The 22,447-nt window shown below is 53.9% G+C and carries 37 protein-coding genes and 1 rRNA gene; 2 read left to right on the top strand and 36 right to left on the bottom strand.

Annotation, left to right across the window (positions count from 1 at the left end):
• The 3 genes from BMZ79_RS32595 to BMZ79_RS32585 form a co-directional block, all read right to left on the bottom strand.
• A 16S ribosomal RNA gene (locus BMZ79_RS32595) occupies positions 1–176 on the bottom strand; the annotation flags it as partial.
• A 224-nt stretch (positions 177–400) separates the two neighbouring features.
• Positions 401–622: a hypothetical protein gene (locus BMZ79_RS32590; RefSeq protein WP_090649171.1), complete on the bottom strand. Its 222-nt coding sequence runs from the start codon at positions 620–622 to the stop codon at positions 401–403.
• A gap of 205 nt (positions 623–827) precedes the next feature.
• Positions 828–1,406, bottom strand: a complete 579-nt coding sequence (locus tag BMZ79_RS32585) for a stage II sporulation protein M (protein ID WP_256253305.1) — start codon at positions 1,404–1,406, stop codon at positions 828–830.
• A 145-nt stretch (positions 1,407–1,551) separates the two neighbouring features.
• Here BMZ79_RS32585 and pdaB point away from each other — a divergent pair, with 145 nt between their 5' ends.
• Positions 1,552–2,355 carry a polysaccharide deacetylase family sporulation protein PdaB gene (pdaB, locus tag BMZ79_RS32580; RefSeq protein ID WP_090649165.1) on the top strand — a complete coding sequence of 268 codons (804 nt, stop codon included), beginning with the start codon at positions 1,552–1,554 and terminating at the stop codon, positions 2,353–2,355.
• Positions 2,356–2,367: 12 nt separating this feature from the next.
• Here the strand turns inward: pdaB and BMZ79_RS32575 are convergent, their stop codons facing one another.
• Positions 2,368–3,000, bottom strand: coding sequence for a KinB-signaling pathway activation protein (locus BMZ79_RS32575; protein WP_090649183.1), 633 nt, complete (start codon positions 2,998–3,000; stop codon positions 2,368–2,370).
• A gap of 560 nt (positions 3,001–3,560) precedes the next feature.
• Here BMZ79_RS32575 and gerD point away from each other — a divergent pair.
• The gene (gene gerD, locus BMZ79_RS32570; RefSeq protein ID WP_090649162.1) at positions 3,561–4,256 is read left to right on the top strand and encodes a spore germination lipoprotein GerD; all 696 of its coding nucleotides are present in this window, start codon (positions 3,561–3,563) and stop codon (positions 4,254–4,256) included.
• A 100-nt stretch (positions 4,257–4,356) separates the two neighbouring features.
• Here the strand turns inward: gerD and BMZ79_RS32565 are convergent, their stop codons facing one another.
• From BMZ79_RS32565 to rplV, 32 genes are all read right to left on the bottom strand, one after another.
• Positions 4,357–5,466, bottom strand: coding sequence for a P-loop NTPase (locus BMZ79_RS32565; protein ID WP_090649159.1), 1,110 nt, complete (start codon positions 5,464–5,466; stop codon positions 4,357–4,359).
• Between the two features lie 77 nt (positions 5,467–5,543).
• On the bottom strand, positions 5,544–6,353 hold the full coding sequence (gene cwlD / locus BMZ79_RS32560; RefSeq protein WP_090649156.1) for an N-acetylmuramoyl-L-alanine amidase CwlD: 810 nt from the start codon (positions 6,351–6,353) through the stop codon (positions 5,544–5,546).
• A 108-nt stretch (positions 6,354–6,461) separates the two neighbouring features.
• Positions 6,462–7,625: a sulfate adenylyltransferase gene (gene sat, locus BMZ79_RS32555; protein WP_090649152.1), complete on the bottom strand. Its 1,164-nt coding sequence runs from the start codon at positions 7,623–7,625 to the stop codon at positions 6,462–6,464.
• Positions 7,626–7,686: 61 nt separating this feature from the next.
• Positions 7,687–8,379, bottom strand: a complete 693-nt coding sequence (locus BMZ79_RS32550) for a phosphoadenylyl-sulfate reductase (RefSeq protein WP_090649149.1) — start codon at positions 8,377–8,379, stop codon at positions 7,687–7,689.
• A 150-nt stretch (positions 8,380–8,529) separates the two neighbouring features.
• Positions 8,530–8,922, bottom strand: coding sequence for a 30S ribosomal protein S9 (rpsI, locus tag BMZ79_RS32545; RefSeq protein WP_090649146.1), 393 nt, complete (start codon positions 8,920–8,922; stop codon positions 8,530–8,532).
• Between the two features lie 19 nt (positions 8,923–8,941).
• Positions 8,942–9,379: a 50S ribosomal protein L13 gene (gene rplM, locus BMZ79_RS32540; protein ID WP_090649143.1), complete on the bottom strand. Its 438-nt coding sequence runs from the start codon at positions 9,377–9,379 to the stop codon at positions 8,942–8,944.
• 221 nt (positions 9,380–9,600) lie between these two features.
• Positions 9,601–10,341 (bottom strand): tRNA pseudouridine(38-40) synthase TruA, encoded by a 741-nt coding sequence (gene truA / locus BMZ79_RS32535; protein WP_090649140.1) that lies wholly within the window; start codon positions 10,339–10,341, stop codon positions 9,601–9,603.
• 75 nt (positions 10,342–10,416) lie between these two features.
• Positions 10,417–10,785, bottom strand: coding sequence for a 50S ribosomal protein L17 (rplQ, locus tag BMZ79_RS32530; RefSeq protein WP_090649137.1), 369 nt, complete (start codon positions 10,783–10,785; stop codon positions 10,417–10,419).
• A 50-nt stretch (positions 10,786–10,835) separates the two neighbouring features.
• Positions 10,836–11,780: a DNA-directed RNA polymerase subunit alpha gene (locus BMZ79_RS32525; protein ID WP_090649134.1), complete on the bottom strand. Its 945-nt coding sequence runs from the start codon at positions 11,778–11,780 to the stop codon at positions 10,836–10,838.
• A 129-nt stretch (positions 11,781–11,909) separates the two neighbouring features.
• Complete coding sequence (rpsK, locus tag BMZ79_RS32520) at positions 11,910–12,305, bottom strand: 30S ribosomal protein S11 (protein ID WP_090649131.1); 396 nt, start codon at positions 12,303–12,305, stop codon at positions 11,910–11,912.
• Positions 12,306–12,323: 18 nt separating this feature from the next.
• Complete coding sequence (rpsM, locus tag BMZ79_RS32515) at positions 12,324–12,692, bottom strand: 30S ribosomal protein S13 (RefSeq protein WP_090649129.1); 369 nt, start codon at positions 12,690–12,692, stop codon at positions 12,324–12,326.
• Positions 12,693–12,709: 17 nt separating this feature from the next.
• The gene (gene rpmJ, locus BMZ79_RS32510; RefSeq protein WP_003333770.1) at positions 12,710–12,823 is read right to left on the bottom strand and encodes a 50S ribosomal protein L36; all 114 of its coding nucleotides are present in this window, start codon (positions 12,821–12,823) and stop codon (positions 12,710–12,712) included.
• A 44-nt stretch (positions 12,824–12,867) separates the two neighbouring features.
• Positions 12,868–13,083, bottom strand: a complete 216-nt coding sequence (gene infA / locus BMZ79_RS32505) for a translation initiation factor IF-1 (RefSeq protein ID WP_048743586.1) — start codon at positions 13,081–13,083, stop codon at positions 12,868–12,870.
• A gap of 2 nt (positions 13,084–13,085) precedes the next feature.
• Positions 13,086–13,367, bottom strand: a complete 282-nt coding sequence (locus BMZ79_RS32500) for a KOW domain-containing RNA-binding protein (protein WP_090649126.1) — start codon at positions 13,365–13,367, stop codon at positions 13,086–13,088.
• Positions 13,368–13,373: 6 nt separating this feature from the next.
• Positions 13,374–14,135, bottom strand: a complete 762-nt coding sequence (gene map / locus BMZ79_RS32495; protein ID WP_090649123.1) for a type I methionyl aminopeptidase — start codon at positions 14,133–14,135, stop codon at positions 13,374–13,376.
• The gene (locus tag BMZ79_RS32490; RefSeq protein WP_090649120.1) at positions 14,132–14,785 is read right to left on the bottom strand and encodes an adenylate kinase; all 654 of its coding nucleotides are present in this window, start codon (positions 14,783–14,785) and stop codon (positions 14,132–14,134) included. The genes map and BMZ79_RS32490 overlap by 4 nt, the downstream gene beginning before the upstream one ends.
• 87 nt (positions 14,786–14,872) lie before the next feature.
• Positions 14,873–16,174 (bottom strand): preprotein translocase subunit SecY, encoded by a 1,302-nt coding sequence (secY, locus tag BMZ79_RS32485; protein ID WP_090649117.1) that lies wholly within the window; start codon positions 16,172–16,174, stop codon positions 14,873–14,875.
• Positions 16,174–16,614 carry a 50S ribosomal protein L15 gene (gene rplO / locus BMZ79_RS32480; protein WP_090649114.1) on the bottom strand — a complete coding sequence of 147 codons (441 nt, stop codon included), beginning with the start codon at positions 16,612–16,614 and terminating at the stop codon, positions 16,174–16,176. Before rplO ends, secY begins: the two co-directional genes overlap by 1 nt.
• A 93-nt stretch (positions 16,615–16,707) precedes the next feature.
• A complete protein-coding gene (gene rpmD, locus BMZ79_RS32475) occupies positions 16,708–16,893 on the bottom strand; it encodes a 50S ribosomal protein L30 (protein ID WP_090649110.1) in 186 nt (61 codons plus the stop codon).
• Positions 16,894–16,906: 13 nt separating this feature from the next.
• A complete protein-coding gene (rpsE, locus tag BMZ79_RS32470; protein ID WP_090649107.1) occupies positions 16,907–17,404 on the bottom strand; it encodes a 30S ribosomal protein S5 in 498 nt (165 codons plus the stop codon).
• A gap of 30 nt (positions 17,405–17,434) precedes the next feature.
• Complete coding sequence (rplR, locus tag BMZ79_RS32465) at positions 17,435–17,803, bottom strand: 50S ribosomal protein L18 (RefSeq protein ID WP_090649104.1); 369 nt, start codon at positions 17,801–17,803, stop codon at positions 17,435–17,437.
• A gap of 61 nt (positions 17,804–17,864) precedes the next feature.
• Complete coding sequence (rplF, locus tag BMZ79_RS32460) at positions 17,865–18,407, bottom strand: 50S ribosomal protein L6 (RefSeq protein WP_090649102.1); 543 nt, start codon at positions 18,405–18,407, stop codon at positions 17,865–17,867.
• Between the two features lie 30 nt (positions 18,408–18,437).
• Positions 18,438–18,836, bottom strand: coding sequence for a 30S ribosomal protein S8 (gene rpsH / locus BMZ79_RS32455; protein ID WP_090649099.1), 399 nt, complete (start codon positions 18,834–18,836; stop codon positions 18,438–18,440).
• A 30-nt stretch (positions 18,837–18,866) separates the two neighbouring features.
• Positions 18,867–19,052 carry a type Z 30S ribosomal protein S14 gene (locus BMZ79_RS32450; protein WP_090583249.1) on the bottom strand — a complete coding sequence of 62 codons (186 nt, stop codon included), beginning with the start codon at positions 19,050–19,052 and terminating at the stop codon, positions 18,867–18,869.
• Between the two features lie 22 nt (positions 19,053–19,074).
• Positions 19,075–19,617 (bottom strand): 50S ribosomal protein L5, encoded by a 543-nt coding sequence (gene rplE, locus BMZ79_RS32445; protein ID WP_090649096.1) that lies wholly within the window; start codon positions 19,615–19,617, stop codon positions 19,075–19,077.
• 31 nt (positions 19,618–19,648) lie between these two features.
• The gene (gene rplX, locus BMZ79_RS32440; protein ID WP_090649093.1) at positions 19,649–20,002 is read right to left on the bottom strand and encodes a 50S ribosomal protein L24; all 354 of its coding nucleotides are present in this window, start codon (positions 20,000–20,002) and stop codon (positions 19,649–19,651) included.
• 45 nt (positions 20,003–20,047) lie between these two features.
• Entirely contained in the window at positions 20,048–20,416 is a 369-nt protein-coding gene (gene rplN, locus BMZ79_RS32435) for a 50S ribosomal protein L14 (RefSeq protein ID WP_090583243.1), read from the bottom strand.
• 41 nt (positions 20,417–20,457) lie between these two features.
• Entirely contained in the window at positions 20,458–20,721 is a 264-nt protein-coding gene (rpsQ, locus tag BMZ79_RS32430) for a 30S ribosomal protein S17 (RefSeq protein WP_090649090.1), read from the bottom strand.
• 48 nt (positions 20,722–20,769) lie between these two features.
• Positions 20,770–20,970: a 50S ribosomal protein L29 gene (rpmC, locus tag BMZ79_RS32425; protein ID WP_090649087.1), complete on the bottom strand. Its 201-nt coding sequence runs from the start codon at positions 20,968–20,970 to the stop codon at positions 20,770–20,772.
• Positions 20,960–21,394: a 50S ribosomal protein L16 gene (gene rplP, locus BMZ79_RS32420; RefSeq protein WP_090649084.1), complete on the bottom strand. Its 435-nt coding sequence runs from the start codon at positions 21,392–21,394 to the stop codon at positions 20,960–20,962. The genes rpmC and rplP overlap by 11 nt, the downstream gene beginning before the upstream one ends.
• A 2-nt stretch (positions 21,395–21,396) precedes the next feature.
• The gene (gene rpsC / locus BMZ79_RS32415; protein ID WP_090649081.1) at positions 21,397–22,059 is read right to left on the bottom strand and encodes a 30S ribosomal protein S3; all 663 of its coding nucleotides are present in this window, start codon (positions 22,057–22,059) and stop codon (positions 21,397–21,399) included.
• A gap of 13 nt (positions 22,060–22,072) precedes the next feature.
• A complete protein-coding gene (gene rplV, locus BMZ79_RS32410; RefSeq protein ID WP_090649078.1) occupies positions 22,073–22,408 on the bottom strand; it encodes a 50S ribosomal protein L22 in 336 nt (111 codons plus the stop codon).
• Between the last annotated feature and the right edge of the window lie 39 nt (positions 22,409–22,447).

The following is a 22,447-nucleotide window of genomic DNA, read 5'->3' as shown; positions in this document are numbered from 1 at the left end:
CGTATCCGGTATTAGCATTCGTTTCCGAATGTTATCCCGGTCTTGCAGGCAGGTTGCCTACGTGTTACTCACCCGTCCGCCGCTAAGCTATCCCCGAAGGAATAACTCCGCTCGACTTGCATGTATTAGGCACGCCGCCAGCGTTCGTCCTGAGCCAGGATCAAACTCTCCATAAAAGCGATCAGCCGAAGCCAATCAGTTTCAGGATGGCTTGTTAGCTCATCGCTGACTTGCTTGTTCAAACCTTTTGACAGGTCGCTCATTGTTCAGTTTTCAAGGAACAAATGTTTCTCGCTCGTTCGCCCATGTCTCAGCGGCGACTTGATTAATATATCACAGGCTTTATAAACAATGCAAGGGGTTTGAAGAAAAAATTTATGCACATGTGTATAGACCGAAATTAGCGATAAATTCTCATGTTAAGCACATAGCGGGACAGTTCTTTCGGAGAGGCGATTCGGGCGAACATCCTGAAAATCACTCTGTAGCGTTTGGCAATAGCGGTCTTAATATCTCCGTCCAGCCGGGAATCGTTCAAATCGAGCAGCATTTCGTCAAGTTCCTTGCGTAGTACGTAATCGAGCTCTTTGCATTCTTTGTCGTTGAACAGTATTCCGAGCATAACCGTCTGGCGGCCCCCTTTGCTTATTCGGCCAAACATCGGCCCACGGGTTAGCCGCTGCCGCCCTTCGTTACGAAGATTCGGCAAGCCGTCCCGTCAGTCAGTGAAGGGATGGCGGTGCGCTTTCCCTGATACCAAAAACAGCGTTCATCGCATGTCGCGATAAACGCCGCTTTAATGGTATGCACAGAAATTGGAAAATTTATTACTCCCCCAGCAACCAAACCGTTACCGTGCTTTCAACAATGGCCGCTACGATCAGCATCACGACGATTAAGACAATTACCGGAACGGTTCGCTGCAGAAATTGTTCGAACTGCCTCCCCCACCCGCTTGTCCGCTTAAAAACGGTCCCGACGCCCTGAAGCGTCAGTTTGCCGAACCGCAAGCCGTAGGCGCAGGCGATTACGATCGCGGCCAATTCGATGATCCCGTGCGGAAGCAAGCCTTTCACGACGACCGTAAACACCATATCGCCGCCCCCCTGTTCCGCCGTGCGATGGATCAAATAGCCGATCAGCATGCCGTTAATCGCGAGAAACACAATGGGCACGATGCCGAACAACGCCCCCAGATACATGACGAATATGGCTTTAATCGCGTTATTCAAAAAAATAAACCCCATGAAAAACAAGGTGGGATGGCTGCTGGCGTCTATCGTTTGGGCGACGTTCTTCAACCCGCTCATTTGGCTTTGCATAAAGCTGTCCAACCCGGGATTGGTGGCCCCGACAACCATGCCGGCGAGCAAAAACACCGTGCTGAAGGCAAGGTAATGGCGCATCGTTTTCAAATGGCGAAAAATTTCCGCTGGAGCGAACATTGGATCTCACCTCGATCGGGCTATTTTGGCGCTAGAACGAATAACTTGAGGGTACGAGCATAGATTGTACTAATACAAGCCTTAAGAGAGGAGTGCCGATCCGCATATGAATATGTTTTACGTCATGAACGGTAAACGACTGAAACGATACTTCCTGATGACGGTCGGAATTATTTTCGCGGCGGGGGTCATCTACGCGGAGAAAGACAACATTACGGTCTTCGCGGAAGATCAGCCGGCGGCGATTTACAGCGTTCCGACGGACAAAAAGGTGGTTGCCCTCACCTTCGACATCAGCTGGGGCGAGAAGCGCGCCGAACCGATTCTCGACGTGCTGCAGCAGAAAGGCGTCAAAAACGTCACGTTCTTCCTCTCTTCCCCGTGGACCCAGACGCATCCCGATATCGTGAAAAAAATCGTCGACGCCGGTTACGAAATCGGCAGCCACGGTCACAAGCACGGCAATTATAGCACATACACCGATGAAGAAATCCGTACGCAAATCGAAACCGCTCAGACGATTCTGACCCAGGCGACCGGCAAAACGCCGACTCTGATCCGGCTGCCGAACGGCGACTTCGATAAGCGCGTCCTTCGCATCGCCGAGCAAATGAATTACAAGGTCATTCAATGGGATACCGACTCGCAGGACTGGATGAACATCGGAACGGATAAAATCGTGAACCGCGTCGTCTCGAAGGCGCACCCCGGCGATATTATTCTGATGCATGCCAGCGATTCCGTCAAACAGACGCACGAAGCCCTTCCCGCCATCATCGACCAGCTGCGCGCCAAAGGCTACGAGTTCGTGACGGTATCGGAATTGATTTCGCAAACGGAGCTGCAAGGCAAGACGGTACAGGATAAAACCGCGATGTTCGAGCAGCTCGACGCTTCCGCGGAAGAATAGGCCCGGTTGGCGCTACGCGACCGGCTTCGCATTGGACGACGATGCGGAGCCGGTCGTTTGTTCTTTGCGCAGCAGGCGGTGCAGCCATAGGATTTGGTAAGCGTTGCACACGAACATAGGAATGACCATGAAGGTCATCGCCGAGACGTTGCTCTGCAGCGCCTGCCAAGCCTCCAGCAGCGTGACGACGATCAACAGGAACATCGTGGGGATAAAGGCCGTATGATTGGTTTGCTTCGCCTTTGTGTAGGCCACTCCCCAGGAAGCCAGCAGGAGCGCGAGCGGAAGCACCCAAAAAATCCAACCGTTGCCCAGCTCGCCGCGGTTTTGGAACAGCATGTAGCCGACGCCGCCAAGCGCAAACAATGATGTATACGCCTGCAGCGCGTTCCACAAGTACCCTTTGCGAAGCACGCCGAGCGCGATGTAATTAAGCGTCAGGTACGAAAAAAAGCCCATTTGGCTGAACACGCCGAATAGGAGTCCCACGAGCGCCATCGTCATCAGGTTGAATCCCGTCGCCTTCAAGCCGAGTATGCCAAAATCGGGGTCAACCACTTGCATGATGGTACCGACCACGGCGGATACGACGCCCCCCACCACCGCCGTGCTCCAAAACAAGAAAAACCATTTGCGTAAATTCACGATCATGTCTCCTAAAAGTTTTGTTGAATGCCTGGAAATGCTTAACTCGCTAAACAAAACTTGCTTCGGAAGCGTTACTTAAGTTTTTGCGAAGCATCTTGCGTGTTCTTCGTGAATAGCTTCCATGTCTAAACCACGTGATGCAAAAACTTGCTTCGGAAGCGTTACTTAATTTTGTTGAATGCATGGTAATGCTTAACTCCCTAAAACAAAACTTGCTTCGGAAGCGCTCCTTGGTTTTATGGAAGGCATTATTGATCCCATGCGTTTATTGAGCGTGGTGAAGGCATCTGCAAAGTCAACCGCTTCCACTTATCGCGAGGTTCGAACCCCGCATCGTGCCTTTTCACCGCGTTTCAGAACTGACTACTGCTTCTCGTGGAAGTCAGATCCGTTACATCCGCATGAATCCTCGCTTTTCAAGCCGCGGATGCTTGGTCTTTTCCATTTTACCATGTCCGCCGCAAAAAGCTACGCCGGGTCCATGATAATCCCTTGAACATTGTCGCATACTACACCCAAGACAATGTCGCAATTCCAGAAGGGAGATAAGGGACAACATGCGCAAGCGTATCCTGTTGGTGGGTGCCGCTATAATTATTTCCTCCATGCTTTCGAGCTGCGGTTCCGAGCCGTCGAGTGCATCGAGCGAACCGATGAGCTACAAAGACATGAAGTCGATGGTTATCGATATTTTGAAAACGGAAGACGCGCAAAAGGCGCTTCAAGAATCGGCTAGCTCCACCACCGGCAACACCGGCCTGGGGGCACGGCTGCTCTCGGTTCAAGATCAAGAGCAGGTCCGGATGGCGGTCAAAGAAACGCTCGTTTCTCCGGATTACAATAAAGTCATCGAAAAGCTCATGACGGATCCGCGGTTTGCCGGCGAATTCGCGAAGGCGGTCAACAAGCAGAACAAACAGATCCATAAGGATCTACTGAAGGACCCCAGCTACCAACGCGACATGATTCAAGCGATGAAGACCCCCGAAATGGACAAAATGATTTTGGACGTGCTGCAAAGCACCCAATACCGTAAACAGGTCATGACGATCATGCAGGAATCGATGCAAAGTCCGCTGTACCGGCTCGAAATTCTCGATCTGCTCAAAAAGGCGGTCCAGGAAGAGCTTAAACCGAAGCCGGACGAGAAGGTTCAGAAACAGAAAGAAGGCGGAGGCGGCGACCAAGGCGATCAAGGCGGCGGTGGCGGCGACCAAGGCGATGGCGGTATGGGCGAGCAAGGCGGCGGTTGACGATTCGATTGCAGGTTGAAGCATCCACAGTGCGCCATCAATAAGGAAAGCCAACATCCTCACTCCGTGAGCGATGTTGGCTTTTTTCATGTCCGTATCGTCATGCTTCGCATTTGGCGATGACGCGGTCGGCCACTTCCAAGTAAAGGCGGCCCGTTGCGGTGTCTTCCTTATATACCGAAGGCGAAAAATCCGGCTCCGAAATATGGTTTTCCGGCGCTCCGAGCGGTATTTGCGCAAGCAGTTCGGCATTCAGCGATTCCGCCAGCCTTGCCCCGCCCCCGCGGCCGAAGACGTAATCTTGCTCGCCGTCTTTGTTGATGTAGTACGACATGTTTTCCACGACGCCGAGTATTTCATGCTCCGTCTTGATGGCCATGGCACCCGCGCGAGCCGCGACGAACGCGGCGGTCGCGTGCGGCGTGGTGACGATGATTTCTTTGCTCTGCGGAATCAGCTGGTGCACGTCCAAGGCGATATCGCCCGTGCCCGGCGGCAGGTCGAGCAGCAGGTAATCCAGCTCGCCCCACTCGATCTCGGCAAAGAAGTTGCGCAGCATCTTGCCCAGCATCGGGCCGCGCCAAACGATCGGCGCGTTGTCCTCGACGAAAAAGCCCATGGACATGACGCGCACGCCGAATTTCTCGATGGGAATGACCCGCTCGTTCACGATTTGCGGGCGTTCCTCGATCCCCATCATGTCCGGTACGCTGAAGCCGTAAATGTCGGCGTCGATGATGCCGACTCTTTTGCCCCTGCGGGCCAAGGCGACCGCGAGGTTCACGGTCACCGTGGACTTGCCGACGCCGCCCTTGCCGCTGGCGACGGCAATGAACTGCACCCCGCTGCCTGCTGCGAGCAGCGGGTGCTCGAGCCCGGCCCCGTGGCCGCGTACGGGGCCCTGGCCCTTCGTCGGCGCAGCCTCGCTCGCGCCGCCGGCAGCGCCCGCGGCGGGTGCAGCGCCTTGCGCGCCCGCCGGGGCGGCTTCGCCGGACCGAAACCGGAAGTGCACGGTTTCGGCGCCGGCGGCGACGAGCGCGTCGCGCAACGCGGCTTCCAGCGCGCGCTCCGCGCTCGCGGCCCCTCCCAGGACCGTCATCGATACGTTCCGGTCCTTCACGACGACATCGCGGAAGGCAATGGCTCCTTCCGCGCTATATGCGGCCGCCGCAGACTCGGCGGCCTTCAATGCTTCTTCGCGGGTAATCATGGTAGAATCGCTCCTCTTGTCCCTGGCTTACTGGCTCCATCCATTATAGCAAGACGGCCCCACCGTTCCAAGCGGAGTTAACGGACGGTCTTGGCTCCGCCTTCCGCGTCGCCGGCGGCGGCGCCCGGCGTACCCGTGCCCCATTTTTCCCCCGCCGTATACCGCAGCACGCCTTGATAAATCGACGCCGCGACCTGTTTCTGGTAGTTCGCGTCCGCCAGCCGCCGCGCTTCGCCGGGATTGGACAGAAATCCAACCTCCACCAGCGCGCTCGGCACCTTATCCATCGCTTTCAGCAGGTAGATCGAATTGACCGTGGCGGCCAGCCGCTCCGTGTTGCCGAGATTGCGGCGAATTTCGTCTTGAATGAGGGAGGCCAGTACCGCGTTCTCCGGCTGATTCGGGTAGAAGAACGTCTGCGCCCCCGACCACTTCGGCGAAGGAATGCTGTTCATGTGAATGCTAAGCAGCAGCGAGGCATGCTTGTCTTTCACGAATTGGGCGCGCTGGATGAGATCCTCCGTCTTGCGCTTGCTGATCTTGGCCGTGCCTTCATTCGCGAGATCGTAGTCCCCTTCCCGCGTCATGACGACGATGGCACCGGCTTGCTGCAGAAAATCCCGGAGCTGCAGCGCTATCGCAAGGTTCAAATCCTTCTCCACCAGCCCTTGCTTGCTGACCGCCCCGCCGTCCACTCCGCCGTGCCCCGCATCGATCGCAATAACCTTGCCGGAAAGCGGCAGCGTCCAGTACGTCCACGTCCGCGTGGCAGGCACCTCTTGCGTCAGCAAGACGATCGTCAGCAGCACCGCCGCAAGGCCAAGGCCGACCCGGACGGCCCCCCGGTACGAGATCCATACCACAAACCGATTTCGAACTCCGCGCATGCAAAAAGCCACCCCAATCTCCATCCGATGATTCGCGCAGGAGGCTGTCCTGCTTCTTTATCATCCTATGGGACGAGGCGGCTACTTATGCGGACATCCCGAGGGGAATTAGACCGGCTGGCCGGACATGCCCTCGATCAAAATTTTGGCGACCTCCGGTCGCGAGAACTCCGGCGGCGGGCAGACGCCGTCGCGCAGCAGCGCGCGGACCTTCGTGCCGGACAGCGTCAGATGATCTTCCTTGCCGTGCGGGCAAGTCTTGCTCGAGGCCATGTTGCCGCACTTCGTGCAGAAGAAGCTGTGTTCGAAATACAGCGGCATGATGCCGAGCTCCTCAATCGGAAACGAACGGAGCAGCTCCTGGGCTTCGTACGTGCCGTAGTAGTCGCCGACGCCCGCGTGGTCGCGTCCGACGATGAAGTGCGTGCAGCCGTAGTTTTTGCGAACCATGGCGTGGAAAATCGCTTCGCGCGGCCCCGCATAGCGCATAGCGGCCGGGAAGACGCCCAGGAACGTGCGATCGGCCGGATAGTAGTTCTCGAGCAGCGCGATGTAGCTCTTCATGCGCACGTTCGCCGGTACGTCGTCGGACTTGGTCTCGCCGACCAGCGGGTTCAGAAAAAGCGCGTCAACGATTTCCATGGCGCATTTCTGAATGTACTCGTGCGCGCGGTGAACCGGGTTGCGCGTTTGGAAACCAACGACCGTGCGCCAGCCCTTCTCCGCGAAGATGCGGCGCGTCTCGGCCGGTTCGAAATAAAACTCGTTGAATTTCTCCGGCACCGGACGGTTCAGTACCGTGATGGAGCCGCCCACGTAGGTGGAAGGACGCGCAAACAGCTTCGCGACGCCCGGGTGCGCCAGATCATCGGTCTTGAAGACGTTGACCGCTTCGTGCTTCTGATCCACGCTATAGATACTCGCGATATCGATCGTGGCGTAGACGATGCCGTCTTCGCCGACAAGCGCGGCGCGCTGTCCGACGGAAAGTTCCGAGGCCTTCGCTTCTTCGACGGCCAGCGTGATCGGTATGCTCCATACTGTGCCGTTCGCCAGGCGCATGCGTTCTACGACCGAGCGGTAATCTTCCTCGTTCATAAAGCCCGTCAGCGGGGAGAACGCGCCGACGCCGATGAGATCCAGGTCGGAAATGGTCCACGTATTGACGATGATGCTGGAAAGCGATGCCGCTTCGGAAAGCAAGGTTTCGCGTTCGGCTCCGGTCGCGATTCGGTTGACGAGTATGCCGCCATGCGGTTTGATGCTGGTCATGGTATGCAAGTGCCTCCTAAGATTTATTCGGGTGCCCGGTTGTTGCCGGATTGGCGCCGGTTTATTTATGCAATCCGCATTCCGTCTTCTCTTGGCCTGCCCAACGTCCGGCACGCGGATCTTCGCCCGGCATGACCTGGCGCGTGCAGTACTCGCAGCCGATGCTCGGATAGTTGTTGTCGTGCAGCGGGTTGTAGTACACGTTGTTCTCGCGGATGTAGTTCCACACGTCCTCGGACGTCCAGTCCGCGATCGGATTGAATTTGACCAGTCCGAATTTCGTATCGTATTCGATTTTCTTCGCGTTGGCGCGCGTCGGCGCTTGATCGCGGCGGATGCCTGTGATCCATGCTTCGTACTTGGACAAGATCTGCGTCAGCGGCTGAACTTTGCGAATATTGCAGCATTCGTTCGCGTTGGATTTCCACAGCTCTTCGCCGAATTGCGCCGCCTGTTCTTCCGGCGTGATGGCCGGTTTAACCTGTACGAATTCAAGCCCGTAAATTTCGGCCATTTTATCTCGGGTTTCGTAGGTCTCTTTAAAATGGAAATCCGTGTCGAGGTAGAAAATGTCCGTTTTCGGACTGATTTTTTGCAGCATATCCACCAGAACGACATCTTCCGCGCCGAAACTGCAGGCGAACGTAAGGTTCGGGAACGTCTCGACCGCGAATTTCAAAATGTCTTGCGGGGTCGCGGTTTCAAGCTCAACTTCCTTTTGCTTAATTAACGCTTCTTTTTCGAAAAGGTTCATGGATGAGTCCCTCCGTTATGCGAATTCCAAGTAATTTTATCTACATTAGATTATACGTCCACTAGGCATAATGTTCAATGTCCGAATTACGCCATTTTCATAAAAAAAATGCCTTCCCCGCAGAGCAGGAAAGGCATTTTGATGTAAAGATTAACGTTTCGAGAATTGTGGTGCGCGACGAGCGGCTTTCAAGCCGTATTTTTTCCGTTCCTTCATACGCGGGTCACGCGTCAGGAAACCTGCACGCTTCAGCGCCGGACGGAATTCCGGATCTGCTTTCAGCAGCGCGCGGGAGATCCCGTGACGGATCGCGCCGGCTTGACCGGAGATGCCGCCGCCGTTAGCGATGACGATGATGTCGTATTTGCTTGCCGTTTCAGTCAGCGCAAGCGGTTGTTTAACGATCAGCTTCAGCGTTTCCAGACCGAAGTAATCATTCAGATCACGTTTGTTGATAATGATTCGTCCTTCACCCGGCACGAGACGTACACGTGCTACGGAGTGTTTACGACGACCGGTTCCATAGTATTGAACTTGTGCCATGAAACTGTCCTCCCTCTATTTACCCGCGAAGTTCGTAAACTTCTGGATTTTGTGCTTGATGTGGGTGTTCTGCGCCGGCGTACACTTTCAGCTTCAGCTTCATTTTGTCGCCCAGACGGTTTTTCGGCAGCATACCGTGGATTGCTTGCTCCAGCACTTGCTCCGGTTTGTTCTTGATCATGTCTTGCGCAGGAGTCACTTTCAAGCCGCCTGCATACAAGGAGTGGCGGTAGTACATTTTGTTTTGCAGTTTTTTGCCGGTCAGGTGAATTTTCTCGGCATTGATGATCACGACGAAATCGCCCGTGTCCACATGCGGAGTAAATTGCGGTTTGTGTTTGCCGCGGATGATGCTAGCGGCTTCGCTCGCCAGACGACCAAGCGTTTTGCCTGCTGCGTCGATGACGTACCATTTGCGTTCAACTTCATTTGGCTTAGCCATATAGGTAGTGCGCATGGAAGATCCTCCCTCTTCATTTCAAACCATCATTGTTCATGTATCACGTTTCAAGACCGTTTTACCGGTTTCAATTCCTTAGGTTAGCACTGCATTTGCGGCCATTCTTAGCCGGGGCTGTGGGAGAGCCACTAAGAAAGCACAAGTTATATTCTACTACAATGACCTAGCAAGTGCAAGCTATTTCTTGGTTGGAGACGGCGTCCAGCCGTGAAAAATTGTTAATCGTCGTAATGAACCTCCCACAGCATTAACCCATGCGCCATCGCCGTCGGCCCTGCAGCCGATCTTTCCTTTGCCTCCAGGATCCGCTTGACGTCCTCGGCGGTCAGTTTGCCTTCGCCGACCCACATTAACGTTCCGACGACGATCCGGACCATATTGTACAAGAATCCATCCCCGGTCAGGAAAATATCCAGCTTCCCTTCGCTTGCCTCGATCCGCGCATCCAGGATGGTCCGTACATGCGAAGACTTCGCCGATCTCGTCGAGGCGAACGAAGTGAAGTCGTGCTTCCCCTTCAGATGCGCGATCGCGCGCCGCATCTCTTCGAGCCGCAGCGGCAGCGGAACATGCAACCGATACCGCCGTTCGAACACGTCGCCGAACTTGGTCGTATCGATGCCGTAGCGATACGTTTTCCGTTTGGCGTGGTAGGAGGCGTGAAAGTTAAGCGGCACTTCTTCCGCCTGCAGCACGACGATGTCGTCCGGCAGCCTGGAGTTCAGGGCAAGCGCCCAACGCTCGACCGGGATGGGGGAGGCGGTTTCGAAGTTGATCACCTGCGCGCGGGCATGCACGCCCGCATCCGTCCGTCCGGAAGCCGTTATGCTGGCTTCCTCGCCCGTCAGAACGCGTATCGCCTCTTCCAACACATCCTGTACGGTATTGCCCTTCGGCTGCGTTTGGAAGCCGTAATACGTCGTTCCGTCATAGCTGATCGTCATTCGAATGTTGCGCATGTCATCCCCTCCCCAGCGCCGAACGTCCCTCGCGGGCAACAAAAAAAGGTGGCCGCAAGGTCCACCCTTCGTTTGCTACGCGCGATCTACCAGTTCCAAGTAAACCATTGGCGCCGCGTCACCGCGACGAGGACCCAGCTTCATAATGCGCGTATATCCGCCCGGACGTTCCGAATAACGGGTAGCAAGCTCGGAGAACAATTTTTGGATTGCATCCTGCTCACCTGCTGCAACGGACTCGCGACGCACGAAAGCTGCCACTTGGCGACGTGCGTGCAGATCGCCGCGTTTCGCCAGCGTGATCAGCTTCTCCGCGATCGGACGAAGCTCTTTCGCTTTCGCCTCCGTCGTTTGGATACGCTCATACAAGAACAAGTCGGTGACGAGATCGCGGAACAGTGCTTTCCGGGAGCTAGCGTCACGGCTCAGTTTGGAATATGCCATCGAAATTCCCCTCCTTAAAACAGTCTGACGACCTTAGTCTGTGCTGCGTTCTATTCCTCCATGCGAAGGCCAAGACCGAGTTCTTCCAGCTTCTCCTGAACTTCTTCCAAAGACTTGCGTCCGAGGTTGCGGACTTTCATCATGTCTTCTTCCGTTTTCGTGATCAGCTCTTGAACGGTATTAATCCCCGCACGTTTCAGACAGTTATAAGAACGCACCGAGAGGTCGAGCTCTTCGATCGTCATCTCGAGTACTTTCTCTTTCTTGTCTTCTTCTTTTTCCACCATGATCTCGGCATCTTTCGCTTCGTCGGTCAGACCGACGAACAGGTCGAGATGCTCCGTCAAAATTTTGGCGCCGAGGCTAACCGCCTCTTCCGGACGAATGCTTCCGTCGGTCCAAACTTCAAGTGTGAGTTTGTCGTAGTTCGTCACTTGACCAACCCGAGTGTTCTCAACCGTGTAGTTAACACGGGTAATCGGTGTGTAGATCGAATCCACGGGGATCACGCCGATCGGCTGATCTTCCCGTTTGTTGCGATCTGCTTGCACATAACCGCGTCCGCGATTCGCAAATACCCGCATATGGAGCCGTGCACCGGAGGCCAGCGTCGCGATATGAAGATCTGGGCTTAAAATCTCGACATCGCTGTCCGCGCGAATATCGCCAGCCGTAACGTTGCCTTCACCCTCCGCGTCGATCTCCAAGACCTTCTCTTCGTCGGAATGAATCTTCAGCGAAAGGCCTTTGAGGTTCAGGATGATTTCCGTCACGTCTTCCATCACACCTGGAACCGTAGAGAACTCGTGAAGTACGCCGTCGATCTGAACGGAAGTTACGGCTGCGCCGGGTAGCGACGACAGCAGGATTCTCCGAAGGGAATTCCCGAGCGTCGCACCATACCCGCGTTCCAGCGGTTCAACAACGAAACGTCCGTATGTGCCATCCTCGTTCAACTCTACGGATTCGATTTTCGGCTTTTCGATCTCAATCACTAATAGTACCCTCCCTCAAAACGTCGCTCCGTTACCATTATCGCGTATGCAGTCAAATCATGTAGTATGGCAAACCTTCACAACCATTATTCACAAGTTGCAGTAATTTGATACCACAAAGTTTGGAAACTATACGCGACGACGTTTAGGCGGGCGGCATCCGTTATGCGGAACCGGCGTTACGTCTTTAATGAGGTTGACTTCCAGGCCTGCGGCTTGCAGCGAGCGGATTGCCGCTTCACGGCCGGCGCCTGGGCCTTTAACCATGACTTCGACCGTCTTCATGCCGTGTTCCATTGCGGCTTTCGCTGCGGACTCGGCAGCCATTTGCGCTGCGTAAGGCGTGCTCTTACGGGAACCTTTGAAGCCGAGGTTACCCGAGCTTGCCCAAGAAATCGCGTTGCCGTGCGGATCGGTAATCGTTACGATCGTGTTGTTGAACGTCGAGCGGATGTGCGCGACGCCGGAGTCGATGTTTTTACGGTCACGGCGTTTTGTACGAACCACTTTCTTTGGTTTTGCCATTTCGGTTATCCCCCCTTATTATTTCTTCTTGTTCGCCACGGTCCGACGCGGACCTTTACGCGTACGAGCATTGGTTTTCGTCCGTTGACCGCGAACCGGCAGGCCGCGGCGGTGACGCACGCCACGATAGCATCCGATCTCGATCAGACGCTTGATGTTAAGGGAAATTTCACGGCGCAGGTCGCCCTCCACCTTAACGCTCTTGTCGATCGTTTCGCGCAGCTTGCTGACTTCGTCCTCCGTCAGATCACGAACACGGGTATTTTCGCTAATACCGGTCGTGCTCAGGATTTTATTGGCGGTCGTTCTGCCAATACCGAAGATGTACGTCAGCGCGATGACAACGCGTTTATCACGCGGTAAGTCTACACCAGCAATACGTGCCATCTACAGATATCCCTCCTTTATCCTTGTTTTTGTTTGTGTTTCGGATTTTCGCAAATAACCATGACATTCCCTTTGCGGCGAATGACTTTGCACTTTTCGCAAATCGGCTTGACCGAAGGTCTAACCTTCATTGTGATTACCTCCCGATATCTTTCGTGGGCAGGCGCCGAAGCCCCTACTTCCGATAGGTAATGCGTCCTCTGGACAAATCGTAAGGCGATAGCTGAATCACGACTTTATCTCCTGTCAGAATGCGGATGAAGTGCATTCTGAGCTTACCCGATACGTGGGCGAGAATTTGGTGTCCGTTCTCCAGTTCAACCCTGAACATGGCGTTAGGTAGTGGTTCGATGACCGTACCTTCGACTTCAATGACGTCTTCTTTGGCCATAGTCATTCTCCTTTCCCTTGCACTGCCTTCTGTATGGCGAAACGCAACTTCGCATTTGTAACACGGCCGGTTTCCCGCATGCTGTCAACCACTTCGTGACTGACGACCGGCTGCATCTCGAGATGCAGAATGTTCTTCTTTTTCGATTGATCGAAGCGACGTTTGTCTCCGTCCGCTACAAGTACGAGACGTTCGTCCAGCACCTGGACGATCACGGCGTATGAGCCTTCGTCTTTTCCCCGCAGCACCTTAACGACTCGGCCAATCTCCGGCTTATTCTCCAAGCGCTCTCAACCTGCCTGCTCCCCGGTTCGGGTTAAAATTTCACAGCCATCCGCCGTTACAGCCACCGTATGCTCGAAGTGAGCACACCATGATTGATCTTCGGTAACGACTGTCCAATTGTCCGTCAGTGTGCGCACGTACCGCTCGCCGATGTTGACCATCGGCTCGATCGCCAGCACCATGCCCGGTTTCAGGCGCGGTCCGCGGCCCGGTAAACCGTAATTCGGGATCTGCGGGTCTTCATGGAGCTCGGTTCCGATCCCATGACCGCAATATTCGCGAACGACGGAGAAGCCGGCAGCTTCGATAACTTGTTGAATCGCATGCGAGATGGTAAACAAGCGTTCATCCGGTTTCACGAGTGCGAGTCCCGCATAGAGCGACCGTTCTGTAATGTCGAGCAGCCGCTGGGCCTCGTCACTAATTCGGCCGACGCCGTAGGTCCACGCCGAATCGCCGTGATACCCTTTATACTGCGCTCCGATATCGATGCTGATGATGTCGCCATCGTTCAGCTTGCGCGAACCCGGAATGCCGTGTACCAGCTCATTGTTCACAGAAGCGCAAATGCTGGCAGGAAACTGATTGTACCCTTTAAAAGAAGGTGAAGCGTCCTGGCTCCGAATGTACGTTTCAGCGATTTCGTCCAATTCCTTGGTCGTCACGCCCGGGCGTATCGCTTCCTTCAGCAAGCGATGCGTATCCGCTACAATTCGTCCAGCTTCTCTCATATATTGCAATTCCGCTTCGGACTTGCATACGATCATTCCGCAGTTCCCCGCAAGCAATTTACGATGTCCGCCGTGACTTCGTCGATTTCTTTCTCGCCGTCCACTTCGCGCAAAACGCCTTTGCTTGCATAGTACTCAAGCAGGGGAGCCGTCTTGGAGATGTATTCGTCGAGACGCGTGCCTACCTTCGCTTCCGTATCGTCTGACCGCTGATACAGCTCGCCGCCGCATTTATCGCAGACGCCTTCCTGCTTCGGCGGGTTGAACATGACATGGTACGTGGAGCCGCAGGTTTTGCAAATGCGACGACCGGTCAGACGCGCAAGCAGGAGACCGCGATCAACCTTCAGGTTCACGACGTGATCGATGCTGCGTCCCATTTCAGCCAGCATTCCGTCCAGTGCTTCTGCTTGCTGCAGCGTGCGCGGAAAACCGTCGAGCAGGAAGCCTTCCTTGCAATCCTCGAGCTGCAGGCGCTCGCGAACGATGCCGTTCGTGATTTCGTCCGGAACCAAGAGACCTTGATCCACGAACTGTTTCGCCTTCTGACCGAGGGGCGTGCCTTGCTTCATTGCCAAACGAAAAGCATCGCCGGTCGAGATATGCGGAATCTTGAACGTATCGACGATCCGCTCGGCCTGCGTGCCTTTTCCGGCTCCTGGAGGGCCCATGAATAAAATGTTCATTAGCGTGTTCCTCGCTTTAAACATAATAGGCTCGGCCGGGTTCCGTCACCGTGCAAGATGCTCGGAATCCCGCTTGCGAACCTAGTGTTATTTATTGATAAACCCTTTGTAGTGGCGCTTGATCAGCTGCGTCTCGATTTGCTTCATCGTATCCAGCGCGACGCCGATGACGATCAAGAGCGAGGTGCCGCCCAGTTTCACGTCACGAGGCAAATCCGCGAGCGTACCGAAGAACACCGGCAGGATCGAGATGAGCGACAGGAAAATCGCTCCGCTGAGCGTGATCCGAGACATGACGCGCGTAATGTAAGACGAAGTCGGTTTGCCTGGGCGAACGCCCGGGATGTAACCGCCGTTCTTCTTCATTTGATCGGCCATCTGCACCGGATTGATTTGCACGAACGTGTAGAAGAATGTGAACGCAATGATCAAGATGACGTACAACACCATGCCAAGGGGCTTGTCGTAGTACATATGCGTCTGAATCCATTGCGCCCAAGGACGCGTCGACCAGAAGTTCGCGATCGTAACCGGGAACATTAGCAGCGATACCGCGAAGATGACCGGGATAACGCCTGCTCCGTTTACTTTCAGCGGAATGTGGGTCGATTGTCCGCCGTACATTTTCCGTCCAACGACGCGCTTCGCGTATTGAACCGGAATTTTGCGAATTCCCTGCTGGACGAAGATAACGCCCACGATGATCGCCGCGACCGCAATTACGATTGCGACTACTTTGATGATCGCCAGGAAAAGCGCGTCGCCCGCGTCTACAAACTCTTGCGAGTAGATGGAGCGGACATGTGCCGGAAGTCTGGCTACGATACCGGCAAAGATCAGGACGGAAATCCCGTTGCCGATCCCTCTCTCCGTGATCTGCTCACCGAGCCACATGAGGAAGGCCGTTCCCGCCGTCAGGATGATCGCGATCATGATGTAATCCGTAACGGTTGCGCCAGGAATCATATCGTACTGATACTGCCGGTTAAAGCCGATTGCGGTACCGAAGCCTTGGACCAAGCCAAGCACGATCGTACCGTAACGGGTGATTTGCGCCAGTTTGCGTTTGCCGTTCTCGCCTTCCTTCGCCCATTCGGCGAATTTCGGAATGACGTCCATCGACAGCAGCTGTACGATGATCGAGGAGGTGATGTACGGCATGATCCCGATCGCGAAGATCGAGAACTGGAACAACGCCCCGCCCGAGAACGTATTAAGCAAACCGAACAATTCGGAACCGGCCTGGTCCGTTTGGGTGAAAACATCCTTATTGACGCCCGGAACCGGAATGAAGGAACCGATGCGGTAAACCAACAAGATGAACAGCGTGAACAAGATCCGCTTTCGGAGATCTTCCACTTTCCAAATGTTAGACACGGTCTTAAACATTAGATCACCTCGGTTTTACCACCGGCAGCTTGGATTTTCTCTACCGCAGATTGAGAGAACTTGTTTGCTTTCACCGTGAGTTGAACCGTGATGTCGCCGTTACCCAGCACTTTGATGCCGCTTTGTGGGTTTTTGACGATACCTTGCTCCATCAGCAATTCCGGCGTTACTTCCGTGCCTGCTGCGAAGCTGTTCAACTCATCGATGTTCACAATCGCATACTCTTTACGGAACGGGTTGTTGAAGCCGCGTTTAGGCAAACGACGGTACAGTGGGTTCTGACCGCCCTCGAATCCAGGACGAACGCCGCCACCGGAACGAGCATTTTGACCTTTGTGACCGCGACCCGCAGTTTTACCGTTGCCGCTGCCGATACCGCGTCCAACGCGAAATCCCTCTTTACGGGAACCCGGAGCTGGTTTGAGATCATGCAATTTCATCGGATCGTTGCACCTCCTTAAGTTTTGCATTGCTCCCGAAGCGCTCGTGCGCCCGGAGAGCCTTTCGTGTATTGCGTGCCCTGAAGGGCTTAATTACGCTTGTACTTCTTCTACCTTAACCAGGTGGCTGACACTATTGACCATGCCGCGGATTGCCGGGCTGTCGTTGTGGACAACCGATTGACGAATCTTGCGAAGACCAAGCGTAGCAACAGTCGCACGCTGCTTCTCGTTACGTCCGATCAGGCTGCGAACGAGGGTGATTTGCAATTTTGCCATCGTATTCTCCTCCTTAGCCCAAAAGCTCTTTTACGGTTTTGCCACGAAGCTTAGCAACGTCTTCGGCACGTTTCAGACGGGACAGTCCTTCCAGTGTCGCGTTGACCATGTTCATGGAGTTCGAGGAACCGAGCGATTTGGTCAGAATGTCGCCCACGCCTGCAAGCTCGAGCACCGCGCGGACAGGGCCGCCAGCGATAACTCCGGTACCTTCGGAAGCTGGTTTCAAGAGAACGCGGCCAGCGCCGAAGTGACCAAGAACTTGGTGTGGAATGGTCGTTTTCACGAGTGGTACGTGGATCAGGTTTTTCTTCGCGTCTTCGATACCTTTGCGAATCGCATCAGGTACTTCGCCCGCTTTACCGATCCCTGCGCCAACGTATCCTTTACCGTCGCCTACGACTACCAGCGCGCTGAAGCTGAAACGGCGTCCGCCCTTTACTACTTTCGCAACGCGGTTGATTTGAACTACCTTCTCGGTGAGTTCCAACGAGTTTGGATCAATACGCAAGTCGATTTACCTCCTTCATAAGAATCTTGATTAAAATTCGAGGCCTGCTTCGCGAGCTGCGTCGGCCAATGCTTGAATTCTGCCATGGTACAAGTATCCGCCACGGTCAAATACAATCTGTTCTACGCCTTTCGCTTTCGCGCGAACCGCGATCAGTTCGCCGATTTTGCGAGCCGCTTCGATGTTGCCGCCGTTCGTCACTTGACCTGCGAGCTCTTTGTCGAGCGTCGAAGCCGCTGCTACCGTTACGCCTTGAACATCGTCGATCAGTTGAGCATAGATGTGTTTGGAGGAACGGAATACGGACAGGCGCGGACGCTGCGTCGTACCGTTGACTTTCTTACGAACGCGAAGGTGACGCTTCAGACGCGATTTGTTTTTATCGCCTTTTGTAATCATTCGTCGTACACTCCTTTCTGCTGTCTCTAAGCTATTCGGTCAAGCAGCCCTAAGCGGCTGCTTATTTTTTCTTACCGGCTTTACCTTCTTTGCGAAGGATGCGCTCGCCTTCGTACTTGATGCCTTTGCCTTTATACGGCTCTGGCTCGCGAACGGAGCGGATTTTTGCTGCGGTTGCGCCGACGAGTTCTTTGTCGATGCCTTTAACGATGATTTTCGTGTTGGACGGAACTTCGAATTCGATTCCGTTCTCAGGCACGATTTCAACCGGGTGCGAGTAACCGACGTTGAGGACGATCTTCTCGCCAGTTTTGTTTGCACGGTAACCAACGCCTACGAGCTCGAGGTTCTTTGCGAAACCTTCGGTCACGCCGCTAACCATGTTAGCGATGACGCTGCGAGTTGTGCCGTGCAGGGAACGATGCAATTTATTGTCGGAAGGACGTTCGATGGTGATAACGCTGTCCGCTACAACCACTTTCATGTCCTTGTGGAGTTCGCGGCTCAGTGTACCTTTCGGTCCTTTAACGGTGATGAAGCTGTTGTCCAAGTCGATGTTTACGCCACCTGGAACTTGGATCGGTTTACGGCCAATACGAGACATTGTTACACCTCCAATCGTTGTGACGGTTAATTACCAAACGTAGCAGACGACTTCGCCGCCGGATTTCTGTTGGCGAGCTTCTTTATCGGTCATAACGCCTTTCGACGTGGAAATGATCGCCATTCCCAAGCCGCCAAGAACGCGAGGCACTTCCGTGCTCTTCGTGTAAACGCGCAGACCCGGTTTGCTGATGCGTTTCAGCCCCGTGATTACACGCTCTTGGTTCGGGCCGTACTTCAAGAAGATACGGATAATCCCTTGTTTGTTGTCTTCGATATACTCAGCATCACGAATGAAGCCCTCGCGTTTCAGAATTTCAGCGATTTGCTTCTTTACTTTCGAAGCAGGCATTTCGACTGTCTCGTGACGCACAACGTTTGCGTTACGGATGCGAGTAAGCATATCTGCGATCGGATCAGACATAACCATTGTGTAAACCTCCTTCCCGAACTAGGCTGATTACCAGCTTGCTTTTTTAACGCCAGGAATCTGGCCTTTGTATGCTAATTCACGGAAACAAATCCGGCAAATTTTGAACTTTTGCAAAACGGAATGCGGACGGCCGCAACGTTCGCAGCGTGTGTAAGCCTGCACTTTGAATTTAGGAGCACGTTGCTGCTTAACCTTCATCGAAGTTTTTGCCACTTGGTATTACACCTCCTGTGGATTACTTCGTAAACGGCATGCCCAGTTGGGTCAGCAGTTCACGAGCTTCTTCGTCCGATTTTGCCGTCGTGACGATGACGACGTCCATACCGCGTACTTTATCTACTTTATCGTACTCGATCTCCGGGAAGATCAGCTGCTCTTTCAAGCCGAGCGTGTAGTTACCACGACCGTCGAACGCTTTGTTCGATACGCCGCGGAAGTCGCGTACGCGTGGGAGAGTGACATTGAACAGTTTATCCAGGAAGTAGTACATGCGCTCGCCGCGCAGCGTTACTTTTACCCCGATCGGCATGTTCTCGCGAAGTTTGAAACCGGCAATCGATTTCTTCGAGCGCGTAACAACCGGTTTTTGACCCGAGATCAGACGCATGTCTTCAACCGCTGCATCCAGTACTTTGGAGTTGGAGACGGCTTCGCCGACACCCATGTTGATGACGACTTTTTCGATCTTCGGTACTTGCATAACCGTCGAATAGCTGAACTTCTGCATCAGAGCAGGAGTGATTTCATTCAAGAAACGGTCTTTCATTCTTGCTGCCATGTAACGTGGACCTCCTTTCCGTATCGGTCGATTAGTCGATTACTTCGCCGGATTTTTTCGCGATCCGGACTTTTTTGCCGTTATCAAGCACTTTGTAGCCGATCCGCGTTACTTTTCCGCTCTTCGGATCGATGTGCATGACGTTGGACACGTGAATCGGCGCTTCTTGCTCGATGATGCCGCCTTGCGGGTTCGCTTGGGAAGGGCGCGAATGCTTCTTCACCATGTTGACACCTTCGATAAGTACGCGGTTTTGGCGCGGATACGCGGCGATGACGCGACCTTTCTTGCCTTTGTCTTTGCCCGTAATGACCATTACCGTGTCGTCTTTCTTCACGTGCAATTTATTGTTGTGGGACTCCAACACTTTTTTCAACCGTGGCATGAGTTACACCTCCTGCGTGCTTGCGCCGAATGCGCAAAGTCTTTATTAGATAACTTCCGGAGCAAGCGATACGATCTTCATGAAGTCGCGGTCGCGAAGTTCGCGCGCCACTGGTCCGAAGATACGCGTGCCGCGCGGGCTCTTGTCTTCTTTCACGATTACGGCTGCATTCTCGTCGAATGCGATGTAGGAACCGTCTTTACGGCGAACGGCGCGCTTCGTACGCACGATTACCGCTTTGACTACGTCACCCTTTTTGACAACGCCACCGGGTGTTGCTTGTTTGACGGAGCAAACGATCAGATCACCGATATGGCCTACGCGACGTCCCGTGCCGCCCAGTACGCGGATGCACATCAGTTCTTTCGCGCCGGAATTGTCGGCAACGGCCAAACGTGTAAATGGTTGAATCATTTCAACGTCCTCCTTTCGGAAAAATGCTTAATAACTCATTTTTACAGAATCACAGCAGCTTCAACGATTTCGACCAGGCGGAACCGTTTGTCTTTCGATAACGGGCGAGTTTCCATGACTTTGACGATATCGCCGATTTTCGCTTGGTTGTTCTCGTCATGAGCCTTGAATTTCTTCGTGTACTTAATCCGTTTGTGGTACAGGTCGTGTTTCTTGTACGTTTCGATCGCGACAACGATCGTTTTGTCCATTTTGTCGCTCACGACTTTACCGATTTGAACTTTGCGGGCATTACGTTCGCTCATGTTCATCCTCCTTCCACGCATTCGTTATTCGTCACGGACGACCGCGGCTTAGCCGCTGATTCCGAGTTCTCTTTCACGAAGAACGGTTTTGGCACGAGCTATATCCTTGCGCACGTCGCGGATACGAGTTGGGTTTTCCAATTGACCGGTAGCCAATTGAAAACGAAGGTTGAATAGCTCTTCTTTGAAGCCAGCGACTTTCTGTTCGAGTTCAACAGAGGTAAGGTTGCGGAATTCATTAGCTTTCATTTGCTTCACCACCCACTTCTTCGCGTTTCACGAACTTCGTTTTAACAGGCAGTTTATGTGCGGCAAGACGCATAGCTTCACGTGCGATTTCTTCCGAAACGCCGGCAAGTTCGAACATGATTTTACCTGGTTTTACGACTGCAACCCACTTCTCGACGTTACCTTTACCGCTACCCATCCGGACTTCGAGAGGTTTTTGCGTGATCGGCTTATCAGGGAAAATCTTGATCCATACTTTACCGCCACGTTTGATGTAACGTGTCATCGCGATACGCGCTGCTTCGATTTGACGGTTCGTCACCCACGAAGGCTCAAGCGCTTGGAGGCCGTATTCGCCGAATGCGACTTCAGCGCCGCCTTTCGCGCGACCTTTCATGTGACCGCGTTGTTGTTTACGGTGTTTGACGCGTTTTGGGACCAACATGATTAGTTGCCTCCTTCCTGTGGAGCTTTCTTCTTCGTCGGAAGGATTTCGCCGCGATAGATCCATACTTTTACGCCGATACGGCCGTAAGTCGTATGAGCTTCCGCTGTTCCGTAGTCAATGTCTGCACGCAGCGTATGAAGAGGAACCGTACCTTCGCTGTAGCCTTCCTGACGAGCGATCTCGGCGCCGCCCAAACGTCCGCTAACGGATGTTTTGATGCCTTTCGCGCCAGCGCGGATCGTGCGTTGGATGGATTGTTTCATTGCGCGGCGGAACGAGATCCGACGCTCGAGTTGCTGCGCGATGCTTTCCGCCACAAGAACGGCATCCAGTTCCGGATTTTTGATCTCGGAAATGTTGATGTGGACTTTTTTGCCTTTGGAGATTTTGGACAGCTCGGAACGCAGGTTTTCGACCTCGGAACCGCCTTTGCCAATAACCATACCAGGCTTAGCCGTATGAATCGTAACGTTGACGCGGTTTGCTGCGCGTTCGATTTCGAACTTGGAAACAGCCGCATCCTTCAATTTGTTCTTGAGGTGCTCACGGATTTTGACGTCTTCCATAAGCAGATCGCCGAAGTCTTTGCCGGCGTACCATTTGGACTCCCAATCACGGATAACGCCGATACGCAGACCGACCGGATTTACTTTTTGTCCCACACGTTGTCCCTCCTTATTTTTCGGATACCACCAAAGTAATGTGGCTGGTTCTCTTGTTAATCCGGCTAGCGCGGCCCATGGCGCGCGGACGGAAACGTTTCATGGTTGGACCTTGGTTGACGAACACTTGCGAAATCACAAGTTTGTTCACGTCCAGTTGGAAGTTGTGCTCTGCGTTGGCGATAGCAGAGTTCAGCAGCTTCTCGACGATTGGGGAAGCCGATTTCGGCGTGTGTCGCAGAATTGCGATCGCTTCGCCGACTTGCTTGCCGCGAATCAAGTCCACCACCAGCTGCGCTTTGCGAGGAGCAATGCGGACATGGTTAGCGAATGCTTTTGCTTCTGGCATGGATGAACCTCCTCTCGATCATAACTTCATGCAAATCCG

This window comes from Paenibacillus sp. UNC496MF (genome assembly GCF_900113915.1).
Lineage (GTDB): Bacteria > Bacillota > Bacilli > Paenibacillales > Paenibacillaceae > Paenibacillus_Z > Paenibacillus_Z artemisiicola.
The sequence above is the reverse complement of the archived record's forward strand: the minus strand, read 5'-3'. Positions and strand labels throughout refer to the sequence as shown.